This window comes from Streptomyces sp. LE64 (genome assembly GCF_052606915.1).
This window is the reverse complement of sequence record NZ_CP199708.1, coordinates 1,466,845-1,486,345: the sequence shown is the minus strand read 5'-3', so window position 1 is coordinate 1,486,345 and position 19,501 is coordinate 1,466,845. Positions and strand designations below refer to the sequence as shown.

At 75.1% G+C, this 19,501-nt stretch carries 19 protein-coding genes, 1 tRNA gene and 1 riboswitch; of the genes, 11 read left to right on the top strand and 9 right to left on the bottom strand.

From position 1 onward, the window contains the following. The first annotated feature begins 12 nt into the window (after window positions 1-12). Together ACSMX9_RS06720 and ACSMX9_RS06715 are read left to right on the top strand one after the other, a co-directional pair. Window positions 13-1,167 (top strand): sensor histidine kinase, encoded by a 1,155-nt coding sequence (locus tag ACSMX9_RS06720; protein WP_445400781.1) that lies wholly within the window; start codon window positions 13-15, stop codon window positions 1,165-1,167. Beyond that, window positions 1,158-1,802, top strand: a complete 645-nt coding sequence (locus ACSMX9_RS06715) for a response regulator transcription factor (protein WP_445400779.1) — start codon at window positions 1,158-1,160, stop codon at window positions 1,800-1,802. Before ACSMX9_RS06720 ends, ACSMX9_RS06715 begins: the two co-directional genes overlap by 10 nt. A 43-nt stretch (window positions 1,803-1,845) precedes the next feature. Here the strand turns inward: ACSMX9_RS06715 and ACSMX9_RS06710 are convergent, their stop codons facing one another. The 3 genes from ACSMX9_RS06710 to ACSMX9_RS06700 form a co-directional block, all read right to left on the bottom strand. Next, window positions 1,846-2,061, bottom strand: a complete 216-nt coding sequence (locus tag ACSMX9_RS06710; RefSeq protein ID WP_445400777.1) for an FmdB family zinc ribbon protein — start codon at window positions 2,059-2,061, stop codon at window positions 1,846-1,848. Window positions 2,062-2,191: 130 nt separating this feature from the next. After that, window positions 2,192-3,697 carry a hypothetical protein gene (locus ACSMX9_RS06705; protein ID WP_445400775.1) on the bottom strand — a complete coding sequence of 502 codons (1,506 nt, stop codon included), beginning with the start codon at window positions 3,695-3,697 and terminating at the stop codon, window positions 2,192-2,194. 74 nt (window positions 3,698-3,771) lie between these two features. Then, complete coding sequence (locus tag ACSMX9_RS06700; RefSeq protein ID WP_445400773.1) at window positions 3,772-4,554, bottom strand: DUF4097 family beta strand repeat-containing protein; 783 nt, start codon at window positions 4,552-4,554, stop codon at window positions 3,772-3,774. 236 nt (window positions 4,555-4,790) lie between these two features. On the opposite strand from ACSMX9_RS06700, the gene ACSMX9_RS06695 reads away from it, so the two are divergent. Next, window positions 4,791-4,862 (top strand) — tRNA-Val (locus ACSMX9_RS06695). Between the two features lie 28 nt (window positions 4,863-4,890). On the opposite strand, the gene ACSMX9_RS06690 is transcribed toward ACSMX9_RS06695, so the two are convergent. Further along, the gene (locus tag ACSMX9_RS06690; protein ID WP_445400771.1) at window positions 4,891-5,277 is read right to left on the bottom strand and encodes a hypothetical protein; all 387 of its coding nucleotides are present in this window, start codon (window positions 5,275-5,277) and stop codon (window positions 4,891-4,893) included. A gap of 76 nt (window positions 5,278-5,353) precedes the next feature. On the opposite strand from ACSMX9_RS06690, the gene ACSMX9_RS06685 reads away from it, so the two are divergent. Next, complete coding sequence (locus tag ACSMX9_RS06685) at window positions 5,354-5,599, top strand: DUF2277 family protein (RefSeq protein ID WP_445400769.1); 246 nt, start codon at window positions 5,354-5,356, stop codon at window positions 5,597-5,599. A 76-nt stretch (window positions 5,600-5,675) separates the two neighbouring features. On the opposite strand, the gene ACSMX9_RS06680 is transcribed toward ACSMX9_RS06685, so the two are convergent. The 4 genes from ACSMX9_RS06680 to ACSMX9_RS06665 form a co-directional block, all read right to left on the bottom strand. Then, window positions 5,676-6,299, bottom strand: coding sequence for a DedA family protein (locus ACSMX9_RS06680; RefSeq protein ID WP_351238451.1), 624 nt, complete (start codon window positions 6,297-6,299; stop codon window positions 5,676-5,678). Window positions 6,300-6,585: 286 nt separating this feature from the next. Continuing rightward, complete coding sequence (locus ACSMX9_RS06675; protein ID WP_445400767.1) at window positions 6,586-7,038, bottom strand: DoxX family protein; 453 nt, start codon at window positions 7,036-7,038, stop codon at window positions 6,586-6,588. Window positions 7,039-7,265: 227 nt separating this feature from the next. Continuing rightward, window positions 7,266-8,954 (bottom strand): alkaline phosphatase D family protein, encoded by a 1,689-nt coding sequence (locus ACSMX9_RS06670; protein WP_445400765.1) that lies wholly within the window; start codon window positions 8,952-8,954, stop codon window positions 7,266-7,268. 82 nt (window positions 8,955-9,036) lie between these two features. Continuing rightward, a complete protein-coding gene (locus tag ACSMX9_RS06665) occupies window positions 9,037-9,711 on the bottom strand; it encodes an HNH endonuclease family protein (RefSeq protein ID WP_445400763.1) in 675 nt (224 codons plus the stop codon). A gap of 555 nt (window positions 9,712-10,266) precedes the next feature. On the opposite strand from ACSMX9_RS06665, the gene ACSMX9_RS06660 reads away from it, so the two are divergent. Together ACSMX9_RS06660 and ACSMX9_RS06655 are read left to right on the top strand one after the other, a co-directional pair. Further along, window positions 10,267-10,848, top strand: a complete 582-nt coding sequence (locus ACSMX9_RS06660; RefSeq protein WP_351238443.1) for a TMEM165/GDT1 family protein — start codon at window positions 10,267-10,269, stop codon at window positions 10,846-10,848. A 298-nt stretch (window positions 10,849-11,146) separates the two neighbouring features. After that, window positions 11,147-11,815 (top strand): HAD-IA family hydrolase, encoded by a 669-nt coding sequence (locus tag ACSMX9_RS06655; protein ID WP_445400761.1) that lies wholly within the window; start codon window positions 11,147-11,149, stop codon window positions 11,813-11,815. A 21-nt stretch (window positions 11,816-11,836) separates the two neighbouring features. Here the strand turns inward: ACSMX9_RS06655 and ACSMX9_RS06650 are convergent, their stop codons facing one another. Next, the gene (locus ACSMX9_RS06650) at window positions 11,837-13,243 is read right to left on the bottom strand and encodes a peptidoglycan-binding protein (RefSeq protein ID WP_445400759.1); all 1,407 of its coding nucleotides are present in this window, start codon (window positions 13,241-13,243) and stop codon (window positions 11,837-11,839) included. 315 nt (window positions 13,244-13,558) lie between these two features. Beyond that, window positions 13,559-13,630: riboswitch (cobalamin riboswitch) on the top strand. A 137-nt stretch (window positions 13,631-13,767) separates the two neighbouring features. Here ACSMX9_RS06650 and ACSMX9_RS06645 point away from each other — a divergent pair. The 5 genes from ACSMX9_RS06645 to ACSMX9_RS06625 all read left to right on the top strand — a co-directional run bounded on the left by ACSMX9_RS06645 (window position 13,768) and on the right by ACSMX9_RS06625 (window position 19,476). Beyond that, the gene (locus tag ACSMX9_RS06645) at window positions 13,768-15,021 is read left to right on the top strand and encodes a prenyltransferase/squalene oxidase repeat-containing protein (protein WP_445400757.1); all 1,254 of its coding nucleotides are present in this window, start codon (window positions 13,768-13,770) and stop codon (window positions 15,019-15,021) included. Next, on the top strand, window positions 15,018-15,707 hold the full coding sequence (locus ACSMX9_RS06640; protein ID WP_445400755.1) for an SCO2322 family protein: 690 nt from the start codon (window positions 15,018-15,020) through the stop codon (window positions 15,705-15,707). Before ACSMX9_RS06645 ends, ACSMX9_RS06640 begins: the two co-directional genes overlap by 4 nt. Before the next feature lie 111 nt (window positions 15,708-15,818). Beyond that, window positions 15,819-16,991, top strand: a complete 1,173-nt coding sequence (locus ACSMX9_RS06635) for a CbiQ family ECF transporter T component (RefSeq protein WP_445400753.1) — start codon at window positions 15,819-15,821, stop codon at window positions 16,989-16,991. After that, window positions 16,988-18,598: an ABC transporter ATP-binding protein gene (locus ACSMX9_RS06630; protein ID WP_445400751.1), complete on the top strand. Its 1,611-nt coding sequence runs from the start codon at window positions 16,988-16,990 to the stop codon at window positions 18,596-18,598. The genes ACSMX9_RS06635 and ACSMX9_RS06630 overlap by 4 nt, the downstream gene beginning before the upstream one ends. Beyond that, complete coding sequence (locus tag ACSMX9_RS06625; protein ID WP_445400749.1) at window positions 18,595-19,476, top strand: ECF transporter S component; 882 nt, start codon at window positions 18,595-18,597, stop codon at window positions 19,474-19,476. Before ACSMX9_RS06630 ends, ACSMX9_RS06625 begins: the two co-directional genes overlap by 4 nt. Window positions 19,477-19,501: the final 25 nt, after the last annotated feature.

Below are 19,501 nucleotides of genomic sequence, written 5' to 3'. Positions count from 1 at the left end.
ACTGTGAGCGACGTGAACACAGCGGTACGCGGCGGGCTGAGGCTCGTCACCGGACTCGTCCTCGGCGCATGCACGGCGATCGCCGAGTTGATCTTCGTGTTGCTCGCCGGATTGCTCCTCGCTTCTGTACGGGTCTGGCCCCGAGGCCGACACGCCGTGTTACGGCCCGTGCGGAAAGCGGGGCGATGGCTGGTGGCGAGGGAACGCGCAAGGCTCGCGACCTTCCACCGCATACGTCTGCCTCCACTGTACGGGGGTCCCGAGAACGATGATCGCGCGCTGCGCTATCTTGCCCTCCGCTGGCCCCTCGGGCTGCTCGGCGGCGGCGCGCTCGGATGCCTGCTGGTCGGCATCGGGACCGAGTTCTTCGTCATGTTCGGCTGGCTGGTCAGGGAGGTCCGACACCCCGAGGACCTGGCGCTCACCGCCCTGGGGGGACTCCTCCTGTCGTTCCTCGCCGTCCAGGGCGTGCTGGGGGCCGCCACCTGGGAGGCCGGACTCGCCACGCGCCTGCTCTCTCCTCCCCAGCAGGAGGAGGAACTGCTGCGGCGGATCGAGGAGCTCTTCACCAGCCGCACCGGAATGGTCGACGCCGTCCACGACGAACGCCGCCGCATCGAACGGGACCTGCACGACGGCGTCCAGCAACGACTGGTCGCCCTGGGCATGCTGTTGGGCCGGGCGCGGCGCAGCGACGACCCCCACCGCACGAGCGTCCTGCTCCGACAGGCGCACGAGGAGAGCCAACGAGCTCTCGTGGACCTCCGGGAGGTCGCCTGGCGGGTGTATCCGGCGGCACTGGACGAGGCCGGGCTCGAAGCGGCGCTCAGCACCGTCGTGGACCGGGCGCCGATCCCCGTGCTGGTGAGCCACTACGTGATGCGTCCGCTGCCCAGGGCGGTCGCCACCGTCGCGTACTTCGTGGTTGCCGAGACGGTCACCAATACGATCAAGCATGCGGAGGCGACCAAGATAGCGGTCACGGTCGAGGAGATGGAGGGGGTCCTGTACGTGCGGATCGAGGACAACGGCAAGGGGGGTGCGACTCCGGAAGGCAGCGGTCTGGTGGGGCTGGCCCGCCGGGTCGCCGCGCTGGACGGAACCTTCACCGTGCGCAGTCCGTCCGGTGGACCCACGGAGATCATCGCGGAGTTGCCGTGCGCCTGATGATCGCGGAGGACTCGATCCTGTTGAGGGAAGGGCTGGTCCGACTGCTCAGGGACGAGGGCCACGAGGTACTGGCGGCGGTGGGCACCGCGGAGGCCCTGACGGAGGCCCTGGCGGACCAGCGCCCGGACGTGGTGGTGGCCGACGTGAGAATGCCGCCGACCCACACGGACGAGGGTCTACGGGCAGCGCTGGGGATTCGGGAGCGCTGGCCGACCGTGGGGGTGCTCGTACTGTCCCAGTACGTCGAGGGGCGCTACGCCCGGCAGTTGCTGTCCGGGCAACCGGAAGGCGTGGGCTACCTCCTCAAGGACCGCGTGGTGCAGGTGGACGAGTTCCTGGACGCCTTGGAGCGGGTGGCCGCAGGCCGGGCGGCCTTCGACCCGGAGGTGGTGCGACAGTTGTTGGGCGGCAGTTCCCACGGCGATCAACTCGCCAGACTGACCGTCCGGGAGCGCGAGGTCCTGGCCGAGATGGCACAGGGGCACGGCAACGGATCCATCGCCGGTCGACTGCACATCTCGCAGAGCGGGGTCGAGAAGCACATCAACGCGATCTTCGACAAGCTGGAACTCCCGGGAGGCGCCGGGTACTCGCGGCGGGTGCTGGCCGTGCTCCGGTACCTGGGCACGTGATGCACGGGTGGGCACTCCGGCGATGCCTTCGGCGAAGGATCCCTCAGCCGCAGCAACCGCCCCCGCAGCAGCCACCGCCGGAGGCGGGGCCGCGAGCCGGTGCGGCCCCCGCGGCCCCGGCGACGGAGACCGTGGACAGCAGCTTCACCGTGTCGTCGTGGCCCGTCGGGCAGGGCGCGGGGGCGGCGGACTCGGCCATGGGGCGACTCAGTTCGAAGATGTCGCCGCAGGTCCGGCAGCGGTACTCGTAGCGAGGCATGGCATCAGATTAGCGGCCCGGCGCAAGCCCGCGGGTGCCGCGGCCCCGGCAGGCGTCCGCGGGCGGGGCCGGCGAGAGGAGCGGCGGAACGGATGGACAGGGAACAAGGGCCCCAGGAGCAGCAGGGAGGTCAGGAACCGGTGCCGCGTTCCCCGCGGATGAGGGACACCACGGCGGACACCTGCTGACGAACGGCCTCGGTCTCGGTCAGGAAGTGCCAGTAGTCGGGGTGCCGCCCCTGGAGGGTGCCGATGGCCCGTTCCAGCCGCTCCACCGCCGTGTCCAGTGGACGGGCGTGACGGGGGTCGGGCGTGTGGCGTCCGGCCATGGCCAGGCGCTGGGCGTCGCGGATGGCGAAGCGGGTGCGTTCGATCTCGTCCTCGGGGTTCTCCGCCACCGCGTTCAGCATCCGAAGGCGGTTGCCTGCGGCGGAGATCGCTTCGTCGGTGGCATTGAGCAGGGCACGGGCGGTGGACAGGAGGGAGGCGGCATCGGGCCAGCGCTGCGCGTCGCGTGCGGTCTGGGCCTCGGCGAGCTTGAGTTCGGCCTGTCGGAGATCGGTGGTTGCCCGGTCGGGGACCTGTTGGAGGTCCTGCCAACAGGCGGCGGCGAAGCGGCGACGCAGTTCGCTGAGAACGGGGTCGACCTGTTCGGACCGGGTGGTGAGCGCTTGGGCGCGGGTACGGAGGGAGACGAGGCGGCGATCGATCTCGGCGGCCCGTTCCGGAAGCCGTTCGGCTTCGGAACGCACCGCTTCGGCATCCCGGGCGACGTGCTCGGCGCGGTGCAGGGTCTCCGGAACCCCGTGCCGTCCGGCTCCCTGGTTGAGCTTGGTCAACTCCGGGGCGAGGGCTGCGAGCCGCGCCGCGAGGTCATCGGCCTTGAGGCCGGAGGAGCGAGTGGCGTCCAGGGCGGTCGTCGCGGCCAGCAGGGCCTGGCGGGCCCTCTCCACGGACGGCGCCAGCCGGGCGAGTTGGGTCTCGGCCTTGTCCAGGAGGGGGCCGAGGCCCGCGGAGAAGCGGTCGAGGTCCGACTTGACCGCGACGAGGGCGTCCTTCGCGCGGGTGAGCTCGGCTCGTGCCTGGGCGGCGCTCGACGCCTCCAGGTCGTCGCGGTCGAGGTCGTGGGCGTCGACCGCGGCGATGTACTGGTGGCTGACCTCGTCGATGCGTTGGCCGAGCGCACCGAAGTCGGAGACGGCACGCCGGGCGGCGGGCGAGTCGTCGACGGCGGTGATGGTCTCTATGGAGATGCGCAGATCGCGCTGGGCGGAGTCGAGGTCGTAGAACGCCGCGGCGGCAGCGTCCTTGGCGGCCTGGGCCTGGGCGCGCTGGCCCTCGGCGCGCCCGCCGAACCACCGTCGGGTGCTGCCGCCGTTGAAGGCCGCCGGGAGGGTGGCCAGGGCGAAGCCGAGCAGGGAGAAGGACAGGGAGAGGGGGAACACGAGCCGGCCGAGGGCGCTCTCGGCGCGTGAGCCGTGTCCCCCGGGCCGCGACCGCCCGGCCGTGCCCCGGGCGGGAGCCGCCTCCGGGGACGGGCGGGCGCGCCTGAGGGGGGTCGCCGCGGTGAAGACGTGGGGGGTGATCCGTGTCGGTGATGTCGTCGGTGTGTACGGCCGTTCTGGTGTCGCCGTCACGTTCCTCTCCCGTGCTGTGGTCCGCCGTGCCCGGTGCCATTCTCCCACCTGGTACGGACGCGCACACGGGGCGTTCAGTTCGCGTGCCGGACCGTGACGCTGCCGTTGTCGCTCCGGGCGGAGACGGAGTGCCGGCTCCGTTCGTCACGGGGAACGCTGACGGTGACGCTGCCGTCGTCGCTCCGTGCCTCCACCCGGTAGCGGGTGGCCTCGTGCTCGCCGCGGGGCAGGGCGATCGTGACGGAACCGTCGCTGCTCCGGGCGGCGACCCGTCCCGGAACGGCCGCGAGGGAGAGGCGCAGCGAACCGTCGTCGGTGCGTGCCGTGACCCGGCGTGAGCGCACCCCCTCGGCGCTGATGCTGCCGTCGCTGCTGCGCAGGGTGAGGGCGCCGCTGGTGTCGTGCACCCGGACCGACCCGCTCCGCGTCGTGATGTCGAGGGGAGAGCGGAAGCCGGATGCCCGCACCGAACCATCGCCGTTGCGCACGGTGACGGAGGTGTTGCGGGGCACTTCGATGCGGTGCTTGAGGTCGCAGACGGCGACGAAACCGGAGCAGTCGTGGCGCAGGGTGAGTTGGTCGTTCCGCATGCGCCAGCTGAAGGTGGGCGAGGAGCCGATCAGTTTGCGTCCTTGGAACCAGCGGGTGACGCGGACCTCCTCGTGGTCCGCGGGGACGAGTTCGAGGGCGGAGCCGTCCGCGTCGACGGTCAGGGTCGTGCCGGGCAGGGCGAAGGACCGCCGGTCGGGGGTGGGGTCCTCCTCGGCGTCGGACGAGCAGCCGACGAGGGCCAGCAGAGCCGCCCCCGCGGTGACGAGGAGCAGGGTGCGGCGCGGTCGGCTCGGGCGTGCGGTCATGGAAGGTCCCCCCGGTGGTGGTCCGCTGCGGCCCGGCCCGTCCGGTGCCCATGGGGGCACCGCGGCTGGTCAAGGGTGGCCAGGGCGTCGTGCGGAGCGTGGTACGACCGTAGGGCGCGACGGCCCACGGCGGCATCGGGGTCGCACCCCGAACCGGGGTGGGGATAACCCCAGTCCGCGGGGGCGCACGGGTGTGTGGGGCGGAGTGGAAGCAGGGTAGGCTGTCGATTCATTCCGGGCGCGTAGCTCAGTGGTAGAGCGCTGCCCTTACAAGGCAGATGTCGGCGGTTCGAAACCGTCCGCGCCCACCGGAGCCGTCTTCGCCGAAGCCTCGGATCACCTGTTGTCAGGGGGTCCGGGGCTTTCTTGCGTGCCCGTCCCGCCGGTCGGGGAGGGCGACGTGCCCCCGGTGTGCTTCAGGGCCGAGCGGGCGTCGGACCGGTTGCCGACGGCGACCTCGGTCCAGTGGTGGTGACACGTGACGAAGACGGCGAGTTCGTGCTCGCGTGCGCGCAGCGCCTCCACCTGCTTCTGCTCCTCGGGGCTCCAGCCGGGGGAGGCGGTGCGTTCGACCCGACGCCAGCCGGCGTCGTCGGTGAACCCGTCGAGGGGCTCCACCGACCAGGGCAGGCGCTTCAGCAGGGCGATGAGTTCCGCGCGCACCCGGTGCAGCTCCTCCTGGCCTGCCAGGAGGTCGCTCGGGAAGTCATAGGTCGCAGCCACCCGCCGATAGTACGCCTGTTCGAATTTTTCGAGCGAGTCCTTTCCCGGAGTCACCCGGTCGCGGGACACTGGTGGCATGTGCCGCAGCATCAAGACGCTCCGTCCGCCCGTCCTGCCCGAGGAGGCCACCGAGGAGGAGGTCCGGGCCGCCGCCCTTCAGTACGTGCGGAAGGTCTCCGGCTTCCGGGCCCCGGCGGCCCACAACCGCGAGGTGTTCGACGCCGCGGTGGAGGCCGTCGCCGCGGCCACCGCCGAACTCCTGGCCGGCCTAGAGGTGCGGAACGCGGGCCGGAAGCAGCCCGCCCCGGCGGCGGCTTCCTAGGGATCCGGCTTCCGCGGTCCCGTTCCGTTCGGGGGCGGACCCGGTGCGCCACCCCGTGGGGCGCGGCGCCGGAGCCTCAGGAGGCGCTGGTGGGGGCCGGGCGGCGCATCAGGTAACCGGCGCCGGCGCCCGCGGCGAAGAGGGCCAGCAGGGACACCCCGGCCGCCAGCCAGGTGGCCCCCAACCACTGGGCGCCGACGTAGCCGAGGCCGACGCTGTAGGCGGCCCAGACCACCCCGGCCAGGGCCGACCAGGGCAGGAAGTCGCGGCTGCGGCGCTGCGCTGCGCCCGCGCCGAGCGAGACGAGGGACCGGCCGGCCGGGGCGAAGCGGGCGATGACCACCAGGGCGCCCCCGCCGCGCGCCAGCGCGGAGCCCAGCCTGGCCTGGGCGGAGGTGAGCCGTCGGGAGCGGGCGATGGCCCGGTCGAAGCGGGCGCCGCCCCTCCGGGCCAGTCGGTAGGCGCAGAAGTCACCGAGGACCGACGCGGTCGCGGCGCACAGCAGCAGCGCCAGGATGTCCGGTACGTCGTGCGGGACCTGGCCGGTCGCCGCTCCGGTGCCGGCCGCGGCGGCGGTGGCCGCGGTGATCACGAGGACGCCGCTGGGCAGCAGGGGGAGGAAGACGTCGAGGAGCACCGAGATGGCGACGACGACGTAGATCCATGGGCTCGCGGTCAGTGAGCCCATACTCTCCAGCACCGAATCTCCCCCGGGTCGGCATCGCGATGCCGCGGTGTCGCGTGGTGTGCGGCAGGGGCGGCGCTAGGTGACAGCCATACAGCGTACGCCGGGATTCGCGCCTGTGATCCACCGGGGGTTCACCTGTTCTCCACGGTCGGGGCGGGGAGGGTGGGGGAGTTTGATAGGAATCGCCCCGCCCCGGGGTGCGAGCCGGAACGCCCCGGGGGCTTCCGGAGCACGGGGCGTGCTCCGGAAGCCTCCAGAGGGGAGGGCCGGTCGGCTGGCGCGCGGACCGGTGTCGGGCTCAGGCGGGGGCGGCAGCGGACTCCTGCCGGGAGGAGCCCCCCGCGTTCCGCGACCGCGAGGCGAACAACCGGTCGAGGCCGAACGCGCCGGAGCCGGTGAAGACCAGGAGCAGGAAGGCCCAGCAGAACATGGCCGAGGACTCGCCGCTGTTCTGGAGGGGCCAGAGGGCCTCTGGCTGGTGGACCTTGAAGTAGGCGTAGGCCATCGAGCCGGAGCATATGAACGCGGCGGCGCGGGTGCCCAGGCCGATCATGACCAACCCGCCGCCGACCAACTGGATGACGGCGGCGTACCAGCCGGGCCATTCGCCCGCGGGAACGGTGCCGCCGCCGTGGGCGCCGCCCAGGACGCCGAAGAGGGACGCGGCGCCGTGACAGGCGAAGAGCAGGCCGACGACGATGCGGAACAGGCCGAGTGCATAGGGCTGGGCGTTGTTGAGACGGCCAGTCATGGGGGGACTCTCCTTCGGTGTGGTGTGGGGACGTAACCGAGTGGGGCCACAGGTTAGGTTGACCTTCTGAGTACTTGCAAGTTCAACATTTGGCCAAGTATCGCTCTCGAAGGTGGCTCACTCCCATGGGCGATGCACCGTCAGGCGAGGTCTTCTGGTGGGGAATCGCAGGTCGGAGAGGTGCAGGCGTCGCCGGCGGGCCGCGGAACGCGAGCCTTTGGCGGCCGTCAGGGGGTGAGCGAGGAATCCCAGGTCGTGTCCAGGCGGGGCTCGCCGTCCGCGCCGGCCCGTGCCCGGTCGAGCCGTAGGCGCGAGCCCCGTCCGTGCAGGGTCAGGGTCATCAGGTGGTTGCCGAACCACGGTCCGCCCCGCCGGGTCCATGCCGTCGTGCGCCGGCCGCTGCGGCCGTGGGCCCCGAGGAGCCGCCCGAGGACCCGGGCCAGCCGGCTCCAGCCGAACCGGAAGGCGACCACGAAGTGCGCGGGCACGGAGTTGTGCAGGGGGGAGCAGGTCAGTTGGAGAACCCGGGCGGCGGGGGGTGGGCCCGCCGGCCAGCGGGTGGGCTCCGCGACGTACGCGTGGTGGACGTCTCCCGACAGCACGTACACCGAGGCCGGCGCCCCGGGGCCGGAGCCCGCCTCGGCGACCAGCCCGGTCAGCCAGTCGAACGACTCCGGGAAGGCCGCCCAGTGTTCGAGGTCGGCACCGCGCCGCAGGCGCTCCCCGATCCGTGCCCACCGGGCGCCCCGCTCGCCCCGGCACAGCGCCGCGCTCCACACCTCGCCGTCGTGGACGAGCGGGGGGAGCAGCCACGGCAGGGAGGTGCCGATCAGCAGGTGGTCGTAGCTGCCGGGGGCGTCCAGGGCCTGTTCGCGCAGCCAGTGCGCCTCCTCGGGGGCGAGCATCGCGCGGTGCTGCTCGTCGAGGACGCGGGCCGCGCGGGTGTCGGCGATCAGCACCCGCACCCGGCCGAAGTCCCGGCGGTAGCTCCACCGCACCCGTGTCGGGTGCGCGTCCGCCGCGACGGCGAAGGCCCGGAGGGCTCCGGTGCCGTCCGGGGTCGCCCGGACCCGGGCGTACACCTCGTCGTGGTCGAGGGCGTCCGGGGGGAGGTTGCCGAGGTGCTGGTACACCCAGTACGACATCAGCCCGCTGAGGATGCGCTCCCGCCACCAGGGGGTGGCCCGGATGTCGGCGAGCCAGGAGGCGCTGGTGTTCCAGTCGTCGATCACGTCGTGGTCGTCGAAGACCATGCAGGACGGCACGGTGGAGAGCAGCCAGCGGACCGCGGGGTCCAGCCAGGACTCGTAGTAGAGGCGGGTGTACTCCTCGTACTCCGTCACCTGTGCGCCGGGCGGCTCGTCCAGGTCGCGGCGGGTGGCCAGCCAGCGTCGGGTCGCCGGGGAGACCTCGTCCGCGTACACCTGGTCGCCCAGCAGGAGCAGGACGTCCGGGCGGGGCGCCCCGGGGTCGACGACCAGGCGGGCGGCGAGGGCGGCGAGGGCGTCGGGGCCGACGGGGTCCGCCCCGTCGGGGGTCGCCGCGGCCCAGCGGCAGGAGCCGAAGGCCACCCGGACGGGTGGGCCCGCCGGCCGGTCGGCAGCGGTGCGCCCCCGCGCGGCGGGCGCGGGGGCGCGGATCTCCGGGGGCGGGAACCGGGCGGCCCCGTCGGTCGTGGGCGGCCAGACCGGGGTGCCGTCCAGGAACACCTCGTACCCGGTGGCGGTGCCGGCGGTGAGCCCCCGCACCGTGACCAGTGCGTAGTGGTGACCGGAGACCTGGAACGTCGGGGCGCGGCCGCCCGCCCCGTCGGCGCACCGCACCTCGACGGTGCAGGGCAGGCCGGTCTCGACCCACACGGTCGCCGCCGCTTCGTCGACGTACCTCAGCAGCGGTCCCAAGCGGAGTACCGTCACCGTGATCACTCTCCTCGTCCGTCCGCTCCGTACGGTACGGAACGCCGCCGGGGAGGCGCCCGGTTCGGCCGCGGGGCGTCGGTCAGCAGGAGTCGAGGAGGTCCGCGAGCGCGGACTTCTCCGCCGGGTCGACGTCGAGCGCGTAGTGCTCCTTCACCTGCACCCACATCCGTGCGTACACGCAGTGGTAGGAGGCGCTGGGCGGCAGCCACTCGGCCGGGTCCTTGTCGCCCTTGGCCTGGTTGACGTTGTCGGTGACCGCGATCAACTGGGGGCGGACCAGGTCGTTGGCGAAGCCCTTGCGGGCGCTGGTGGTCCAGCCGTCCGCGCCCGACCGCCACGCCTCGGAGAGCGGGACGACGTGGTCGATGTCGAGGTCGGAGGCGGCGGTCCAGACGGCGCCGTCGTAGGCGGACGTCCAGGTTCCGGAGACGGCCGCGCAGGCGGCGTTCTGCACGACGTCGGTGCCGTCCCGTTCGAGGACGACCTCCCGGGTGTTGCAGGTGCCGGAGACGGTGCTCCAGTGCGGGAACTTGGACCGGCTGTAGCCGGCCGACGAACCCTCGGGGGCCACCGTGAGCCGGGCCAGGTAGGTGCGGGCGGTGGCCGCGCTGACCGGAGTGGGCGGTGCGGCCTCGGCCGCCGGACCGGTGAGCGCGGCGAGGAGGGACAGGCCCGTCGTCAGCGCGAGGAGCGTCCCCCGGCGGTGACGGCGACGGGTGGGCGGGTGGGCGGCGGGGGCCGGGCCACGGGGCATGGGGTCTCCCTGGGCGTCGTGGGGCGGGAGGCGCGGAACGGACGGGTCCGTCCGGGCCGGGCGCCCGACGTGCGGAACGCGGGCGCACAGGGAACAGGGTTGCGGCATGGCCACGTCACATCAAGGGGGATAACGGAGGCTCATGTTCCGGAATGAGGCGCAGAGTTGCGAACCGGCGGGAACCGGGCGGACGCGCCTCCTGCTCCTCCTCCGCGGCGCTTCGCCGTGCGCCACCGCATGCCCTCGTGCGCCGTCGTGGAGGAACGGGCCGCACCGCGCGCCGGCGGACTCCGCCCCCGCCGGCGCCGCTGGGCGTGGCCGTCGAGCGGCTCGCGTACCATGGGGGCAGCAGAAGGGGAGTAGCTCTTCGCCGGACCGTCGACACACTGCTCAGCTCGTCTGAGCCGGCGCCCGGAGGCAGGACCGCGAGGTCCGGCCAGCGAGACCTTCGGCCAGTAGTGCTCCGCGTGCGCACCCGTGCACGCGTCAGCGCTGCCGTGCCGAGGCGTCGATCGCAGTGACTCTCGGTGGGGTGGCCCGACCGATTGAGGAAACTTGATCAGCATCAGCGTGACGGCGCTCGTCTTCGGCGTCGTCTTCCTGGCCGAGTTGCCGGACAAGACCGCGCTCGCCGGCCTCGTGCTCGGTACGCGCTACCGCGCCTCGTACGTGTTCGCCGGGGTCGCCGCCGCCTTCGCCGTCCACGTGGCCCTCGCCGTCGCCGCGGGCAGCGTCCTGACCCTGCTGCCCGAGCGGCTGCTCAGCGCCATCACCGGGGTGCTGTTCCTCGGCGGCGCGGCGGTGCTCGCCTTCAAGAAGGGGGACGGGGACGAGGAGGTGCGCCAGCCCGAGGACCAGAGCTTCTGGAAGGTCGCCGGCACCGGGTTCATGCTCATCCTGGTCGCCGAGTTCGGTGACCTCACCCAGATCATGACCGCCAACCTCGCCGCCCGCTACGACGACCCGCTCTCCGTGGGGCTCGGGGCCGTGCTCGCGCTCTGGGCGGTGGCCGGGCTCGGCATCGTCGGCGGCAAGGCGCTGATGAAGCGGGTGCCACTGCGGCTGATCACCAAGGTGGCCGCCCTGTTGATGTTGGGGCTCGGCGTCTGGAGCCTGTACGAGGCGGTGGCCGGCTGAGGTGCCCGAGGGGTCGGGGTGGTGGCGTGATGGCCGATTGTTTTGTACCGTGTTGAAACAAAGTGGTTCCCGCTCGCCCTCCCTGACCAGCGGGCGGGGCCACCTTGGCAGCGCACGGCCCCGCCCGTCCGCCGACCCGGCACGTCCGCCCGGTCGAGCCCGACCGGGGCGTCCCCGGCCGCGCACCGGCCACCTGCGGCAGCCCGCCGGTCGTCCGCAGCCGGCCCGGTCGCCCTGCGTCCCCCGCACGGGGTCCGATCCCCGCGCACCACCCTCACCCCACCCTTGGAGCACGCCGATGTCGGACACCGTCGTACTGACCGCCCGGGCCCTGCTGCTGGACATGGACGGCACCCTGGTGAACTCCGACGCGGTGGTGGAACGCTGCTGGCGGCGCTGGGCCGCGCGGCACGGACTCGACGCCGACACGGTCATGCAGGTGGTCCACGGACGGCAGGGGTACGCGTCGATGGCGCTGCTGCTGCCCGAGCGGTCCATGGCCGAGAACCACGCGGACAACGACCGGATGCTCGCCGAGGAGACCGCCGACCTCGACGGCGTGGTGCCCGTGCCGGGCGCGGCGGACCTCCTCTCCTGCCTGGTCTCCCTGGGAGCCCCGCACGCCCTGGTGACCTCCGCCACCCGGGAACTGGCCGCCGCCCGGATGGGCGCGGCCGGGCTCGCCCTGCCCCGGGTCCGGGTGACCGCCGAGAACGTGGGCGCCAGCAAGCCGGACCCCGAGGGCTTCCTCAAGGGCGCCGCCGAACTCGGGGTGCCGGCCGCGGACTGCGTGGTCTTCGAGGACTCGGCGGCCGGTGTCGCGGCGGGGCTCGCCGCCGGGATGCGCGTGGTCGGCGTCGGCCCCCGGGCGGCGGCGCACGGTCCCACGGTCCAGATCGACGACCTCACCCGGATCCGGGTCGAGGTCGCGGCGGACGGCGCCCTCCGGCTGGTCCTCGTCCCGTAACGACCGCGGGCCGCCGACGCGTCAGTCGTCGCCCCTGCCGCCCCGGTCCTCGCCGCGGGCCGAGGTCTCGGCCTCCAGCACGCCGCGGGACACCGGTCCGTACGTCCCGCGGGGCTCCGGTATCCCCCGGGCTATCTGGTAGCGGGTCAGGGCCTGCGCCACCTCCGAGTTGAAGACGCCGTCGCGCGAACCGGTGTAGAGGCGCATCTGCCACAGCCGCTGTTGGAGGTCCTGCACCGCGGGCCCCCGGTCGCCGACGCGCAGGACCCCGCCGGGGGCGGGCCGGGCGGGGTCTGCGGGCCGGGAAGCGGAGCCGGACGTGGGCGGTGCGGAGGGCTCGGAGGCGCTCGGCGAGGAGGACTTCCCGCCCGGGGGTTTCGACGGGCCGGTGGTGGTCCCCGGGGTGCGCGGTGCGGCGGTGGCGGGCGGCGCGCCCGCCGAGGGCGGCACCTTCCCGGGCGTGCTCTTCGAGGCGCCCGACGTCGGCGCCCGCTGCTCCTCGGTGGGGTCCTCGCCGCCGGGCTGAGAGGTGTCCGGGACGGTGGTGTCGATGTCCGGGAGCGCCTTGTCGTGCTGCGGCTTCTCGTAGCTGAACACTCCGCTGGCGACCACCCCGATGCTCACCGCGGCCACCGCCAGGCCCGAGGTGGCGATGAGGGCGAGCCGCCGCCTGCGGGATCCGGAGTCGGGTTCGATCCGGTCCAGCCGGTCCACCGGGTCCTGCTGCACCGGCCGCTGCCGGGGCGTCTCGGCGGGCACCGGGTACGGGGGGCGGGTGTCCTCGGCGGGGTGCACCGAACGCGGCCGGGTCGCCGGGCGGGGCTCGGGAGCCCGAACCCGGTCGCCCCTCAGGTCCGGGCCGCCGGGCCCGCCCGTCGGGTCCGGGCCGGTGAACTGCTCGCCGGAGGCCGTGCCCGGCCCGCCCTGCGCCCCCGCCCAGGCATGCGGTGCCGCGACCCCGGTCTGCGCGCCCGGGACCACGGCGGACGGTGGCGGCGCTCCGGGCGTAGGGGGCTGCGCCCCGGCGGGTTCCCGGTGCGGCGGCATCGGGCCGGCGGGCGTCAGCGGGGCCGGGCCCGCCCCGGTCACCCGGGGCAGCGGACGGGTGGGGGAGTCCGCAGCCGGCGCGGAGGGCGTGCCGGGCTGCGGCCCCGCGGGATCACCCGGGTCCGCCTGGCCCAGGTACGGGCGCACCTGGACCTGGGCGAACTGGCCGGTGTGGTCGGTGGGTTCCGCGTGGTGGGCGGGGTGCTCCGGGTGCGGCGCGGCCCCCGGGTACGACGGGTCGGACGGGTGGGGCGGGGCGGTGTGGCCGGCGACCGGGTCGGTGCCCTGGACGGGCCCCCCGGTCCACGCGGCACAGCCGCAGCCGCCGGGTGCGCCCGCGCCCCCAGGCGCTCCGCACCGCGGACATGTCTGTCGGTTCACCGTCTGGGTCCCCTCCCCATTGTTTGAAGGCGATTATGCAGACAACCGGAGGGCACCGCAGGCACTGACTCCCCATGTCCCCGACAAGTCTGGGGCGGTCCGTCCGGCTTGTCGCCGCGCGCGGGCCCGGGCACCGGCCGGTGCCCGGGCCCGCGCGCGTCACGTGACGATCAGGGGTGCAGCCGCCCCGCGCGCCCCGGAGGGTGCGGCGGCGCCCGCAGCGGGGACGGCCGCCGGGGGCCGATTCGCGCCGTCCCGCCGACCGTCGGGCGGGACGGTCGGTAGGATGGGCGGTCGTCATCACGTCCGATACGGGGGGAAGCCGGTGTGAATCCGGCGCTGACCCGCAACCGTGAGCCGCCCACGGGCGCGCGAGCCGGAGCACCCCGTACGCCGACGTGACCGGCTCACGCCACCGGGAACCGGTCGGCGGGCACCGTCGAGGAATACGGAGCCGAGCCGCCGGTGCCCGCTCACGACGCGTGCCCGTGCGCCCGGCCGGCAGGGAAAGGGCACACGCCACCATGAAGATCTGCCGCGCCACCGCGGCCCTCGCCGTCACCGCGGTGCTCGGCTCGGCATCAGCTCCCGCCGCCTTCGCGGACGGAGCGGTCCGAGCCGCGTCACCGTCCCCCTCCTCCTCCGTCGCGCTCCCCGCGGGCCTGTACGGCAGCGGCGACCCCACCTACGACGGGGTCTGGCGCCAGTCGCTCGCCCTGCTGGCCCAGGACGCGGTGGGGGTCACCCCCGCCCCGTCCGCGGTCCGCTGGCTCGGCGACCAGCAGTGCGCCGACGGGGGCTTCGCCGCGTACCGCGCCCGGCCCGCCACGGCCTGCGACGCCAAGACGCCCGTCGACACCAACAGCACCGCCGCGGCCGTCCAGGCCCTCTCCGCCCTCGGCCGGGGCAGCGAGGCGAAGAAGGCGGTGGACTGGCTGCGATCCGTCCAGAACGCCGACGGGGGCTGGGGCTACCTGCCGGGCGCCCCCAGCGACACCAACTCCACCGGGCTGGTCGTCGGTGCCCTCCTCAGCGGGGGGACCGCCCCTTCCGGGGTCCGCTCGAAGGAGAAGGGCGCGACCCCGGAGCAGGCCCTGTTGAAGCTCGCCCTGCCCTGCTCCGCCGAGGGCGGCGGAGCCTTCGCCTACCAGCCGGACAAGAAGGGAACCCTGGTCGCCAACGACGACGCCACCGCGGCGGGCGTCCTCGGCGGACTCGGACTCCCCCTCGTCCCCGCGCCCGCCGCCGACCGGGACGCCCCGCGCGCCTGCGTCAAGGCCCGCACCGGCGCGGACGCCGCCCGCAACGGGGCCCTGTACCTCGCCGAGGCGCTCGCCGCGGACGGCCACCTCACCAGCAGCATGCCGGGCGCCGAGGACCAGCCCGACCACGGCACCACCGCGGACGCCGTGGTCGCCCTGACCGCCGCCGGACTCGGCGGCCGGGCCGAGCGGGCGGTGGCCTGGCTGGAACGGGAGTCCGCCGGCTGGGCCGAACGCACCGGCCCCGCGGCCTGGGCCCAACTCGTCCTCACCGCCCACGCGGCCGGGGCCGACCCCCGCGACTTCGGCTCCACCGACCTGGTCGCCCGACTCAACGCCACCGGCCCCGAGCCGGCCTCCGTGCCCGCGGCGGCCGGCGAGGACCCGCACGGTGAGAAGTCCGACGACGGCTGGTTCTCGTGGAACCTCCTCAGCGGCCTCCTCCTGGTCCTGGGGCTGGCCGCCGCGGGCGTGGCCGCCCAGTTCCTCGTCCTCCGGGCCCGGAGGCGCCGGTGAACCGCGCCGGCTCCGCGCCGGGACGCGCCGCAGTGGCGCAGCCGGCGCTCGTCCTCGCCCTCGTCACGGTCCTCACGAGCCTGCTCACCGCCCCTCCCGCGCACGCCGCCGGGTACCGCTACTGGTCGTTCTGGGACCTCGTGGACGGACGCTGGACGTACGCCACCCAGGGGCCGGCGCTGGCCCGTCCCGGGGACGGTGACGTCCAGGGCTTCCGGTTCTCGGTGAGCGAGGGCTCCGCGGAGGCCGCCACCCCGCGCGGCCCCCACGACTTCGAGGGGATCTGCGGGGAGACCGCGCCCCGGCCCGACACCAAGCGGGTCGCCCTGGTCATCGACCCCGGGGTGGCCGCCGACGCCCCCGCGGGCGAGCGCCCGTCCGGGCCGCGCACCGCCTGCGCGCGGGTCGCCTCCGACGCCAGCAGCGCCGAGGCCCTGGCCGCCGTGGCGAAGCCGCTGCGGTACGACACCAACGCCCTGCTGTGCGCCATCGACGGCTACCCCCGCACCGGCTGCGGGGAACAGGTCTCGGGCGACTCCCCCACCACCACCGCCGCCACCGCGCCCGAGGGGGCCCGGGCGTCCGAGGAGTCCGGGGGCGGCCCGTCCGTCGGGGTGTACCCGGCGGCCGCCGTCATCCTGCTGCTGGGCGCCGCTGCCGTGTGGCACCTGCGGCGCCGGCGCTGACGGGCGTCCGCCGTGTCCGTACCCCCGCCGACCCCGTCGCTCCCGCCTACCCCGCCGTACCGGTCGCCCCTTCCGTCCCGAACGTCGCGGGCGTCCCGGGCGGCCCGTCGAGTGGTCGCCCCGCCCGCCGGCCGGGCGAACGCCCTGCACCCCGGGGCCTGGTGGGTGTGGGCCCTCGGGCTCGGCGTCGCCGCCTCCCGGACCACCCATCCGCTGCTGCTCGGCCTGTTGGTCGCGGTCGCCGGATACGTGGTGGCCGCCCGCCGCACCGAAGCCCCGTGGGCCCGCGCCTACGGCGCCTTCGTGAAGATCGCGCTCGTCGTGCTCGGGGTCCGGCTGGTGTTCGCGGTGCTGCTGGGCTCGCCGATCCCCGGGACGCACGTCCTGTTCACCCTGCCCGAAGTGCCGCTGCCGGACTGGGCGCAGGGGGTGCGGATCGGCGGCCGGGTCACCCTGGAGGGGCTGGTGTTCGCGCTGTACGACGGGGTGCGGCTGGCCGCCCTGCTGCTCTGCGTGGGCGCGGCGAACGCCCTCGCCAATCCGTCCCGGCTGCTGAAGTCGTTGCCGGGCGCGCTGTACGAGGTCGGGGTGGCCGTGGTGGTCGCGATGACCTTCGCCCCGAACCTGATCGCCGACGTGCGCCGGCTGCGGGCCGCCCGGCGGCTGCGGGGCCGCCCGGACCGCGGGCTGCGCGGGGTCCTCCAGGTCGGGCTCCCGGTCCTGGAGGGCGCGCTGGAGCGGTCGGTCGCCCTCGCGGCGGCGATGGACGCCCGCGGCTACGGGCGCACCGCCGACGTTCCCGTACGGGTCCGCCGGCTCACCGCGGCGCTCACGCTCGGCGGACTGCTCGGCGTGTGCGCCGGCGCGTACGGCTTGCTCGGCGCGGACGGCGCCGGGTACGCGCTCCCGGTGCTGGCCGCGGGACTGGCCGCCGCGCTGGGCGGACTGTGGCTCGGCGGACGTCGTACCGTGCGCACCCGTTACCGCCCGGACGGGTGGGGCGCGCGCGCCTGGCTGGTCGCCGGCTCGGGGGCGGCGGTGGCGGTGACCCTGGTCGGCTGGGGGACGCTCGGCGGGGCGGCGGCCGAGGCGCTGCACCCCGGCGTGGTGCCGCTGACCGCCCCGGAGCTGCCGCTGTGGCCGGCCGCGGCGATCCTGCTGGGGCTGTTGCCGGCCCTGGTCGCCCCGGCCCCGCCGCGGACCGCGACGGGGCCGGGGGCCGCGGGGGACACCGCGGCCGGAAGGGACGTGACGGACGTGGCGAAGGAGGCGAGCGGCTCGTGATCCGCTTCGAGAACGTGTCGGTGCGGTACGACGGCGCCGGGCGGGACGCGCTCGCGGACGTCGACCTCACCGTGCCCGAGGGCGAACTGGTGCTGCTGGTCGGGCCCTCCGGGGCGGGCAAGTCCACCCTGCTCGGCGCGGTCAGCGGACTCGTGCCGCACTTCACCGGCGGCACCCTGCGCGGCCGGGTCACCGTCGCCGGCCGGGACACCCGCACCCACAAGCCGCGCGAACTGGCCGACGTGGTGGGCACCGTGGGCCAGGACCCGCTCGCCCACTTCGTCACCGACACCGTCGAGGACGAACTCGCCTACGGCATGGAGTCGTTGGGCCTGGCACCGGACGTGATGCGGCGCCGGGTGGAGGAGACGCTGGACCTGCTGGGCCTGGCCGAACTGCGGGACCGCCCCCTGGCCACCCTCTCCGGCGGGCAGCGCCAGCGCGTCGCCATCGGATCGGTGCTCACCCCGCACCCCGCGGTGCTGGTCCTCGACGAACCCACCTCGGCACTGGACCCGGCCGCCGCCGAAGAGGTGCTCGCCGTCCTCCAGCGGCTGGTGCACGACCTGGGCACCACGGTGCTGATGGCCGAGCACCGGCTCGAACGGGTGGTCCAGTACGCCGACCAGGTCCTGTTGCTGCCGGGCCCGGGCGGGCGCCCGGTGCTGGGCCCGCCGGCCGCGGTGATGGCCGGGTCGCCGGTGCGTCCGCCGGTGGTCGACCTCGCCCGGCTCGCGGGCTGGTCGCCACCCCCGCTGAGCGTGCGGGACGCCCGCCGCAGGGCCGCCCCGCTCCGGGAGCGCCTCGCCACCGCCACCCCGCCCGCGCCGGCGTCCGAGCCGGCGCAGGGGGCCCCGCAGGTGGCGGAGGTGACCGGGCTCCTGGTCCGCCGGGGACCGGTGGAGGCGCTGCGCGGGGTCGGGCTGGGCCTCGGGCCCGGCGGCACCGTCGCCCTGATGGGCCGCAACGGCGCCGGCAAGTCCACCCTGCTGTCGGCGCTGGTCGGCCTGGTGGAGCCGGACCGGGGTACCGTCCGGGTGGGCGGGGTGGAGCCGCACCGCACCCGGCCGCGCGACCTGATCCGCCGGGTCGGCCTCGTCCCCCAGGAGCCCCGCGACCTGCTGTACGCGGACACGGTGGCCGCGGAGTGCGCCGCCGCCGACCGGGACGCGGGCGCCCCGCCCGGCCGCTGTCGGGAGCTGGTGTCCGCCCTGTTGCCGGGGATCGCCGACGACACCCATCCGCGGGACCTCTCCGAGGGCCAGCGCCTCGCGCTCGCCCTCGCCGTGGTGCTCACCGCCCGCCCCCCGCTGCTGCTGCTGGACGAACCCACCCGGGGCCTGGACTACGTGGCCAAGGCCCGGCTGGTGGGGGTGCTGCGGGAGCTGGCCGCCGAGGGGCACACCATCGTGCTGGCCACCCATGACGTGGAGCTGGCCGCCGAACTGGCGCACCGGGTGCTGATCCTCGCGGACGGCGAGGTGGTCGCGGACGGTCCGGCCGCCGAGGTGGTGGTGGGCTCGCCGGCCTTCGCGCCCCAGGTGGCCAAGGTGCTCGGCGAGGGGCCGTGGCTCACCGTCGCGCAGGTGCGGGAGGCGCTGCGATGAGCGGCGCACGCCCGGTGCGGGCCGTACGGGTGGGCCGCCGGTCGGCCGTCGCCCTGGGACTGGTCGCCGCGGTCGGCGTGGTCGCCTTCGGCTGGCCGTTCCTGGCGGCGCCCGACTCCGCGGTGCACGCGCACGCCCAGGACGCGCCCTGGCTCTTCGCGGTGCTGCTGGTCCTGTTGGTCGGGGTGGCCGCGGCGACGCTCGCCGAGTCGGGGCTGGACGCCAAGGCGGTGGCGATGCTGGGCGTGCTGGCCGCCACCGGGGCGGCGCTGCGCCCGCTGGGGGCGGGGACGGCGGGGCTGGAGCCCATGTTCTTCCTGATGGTGCTCAGCGGGCGGGTCCTCGGACCGGGGTTCGGGTTCGTGCTGGGCGCGGTGACGATGTTCGCCTCGGCACTGCTCACCGGGGGCGTCGGGCCGTGGTTGCCGTTCCAGATGCTGGCCATGGGCTGGTTCACCCTGGGCGCCGGGCTGCTGCCGGAGCGGCTGCGCGGGGCGGGGGAGCGGCTGCTGCTGGCCGGCTACGGGTTCCTGGCTGCGTTCGCGTACGGCACGGTGATGAACCTCGCGGGCTGGCCGTTCCTGGGGGAGCTGACCTCGTCGGTGGCGTTCGTCCCGGGCGATCCGGTGGGGGAGAACCTGGTCCGGTTCCTCGCCTACTGCCTGGCCACCTCGCTGGGCTGGGACCTGGGCCGGGCGGTGCTCACCGCCGTGCTCACCCTGACCCTGGGCGGCACCCTGCTGAAGGCCCTGCGACGGGCGACCCGGCGGGCGGCCTTCGACACCCGGCCGGGGTTCGCCGCCCGAACCGGGCCCGGCGGTGCGGCACCGGTCACACCGTCCGGTGCCGCCCCGTACGACGCCGAACGCGGACCGTGAGCGTCGCGCGGGCCCCGCGGTGAGG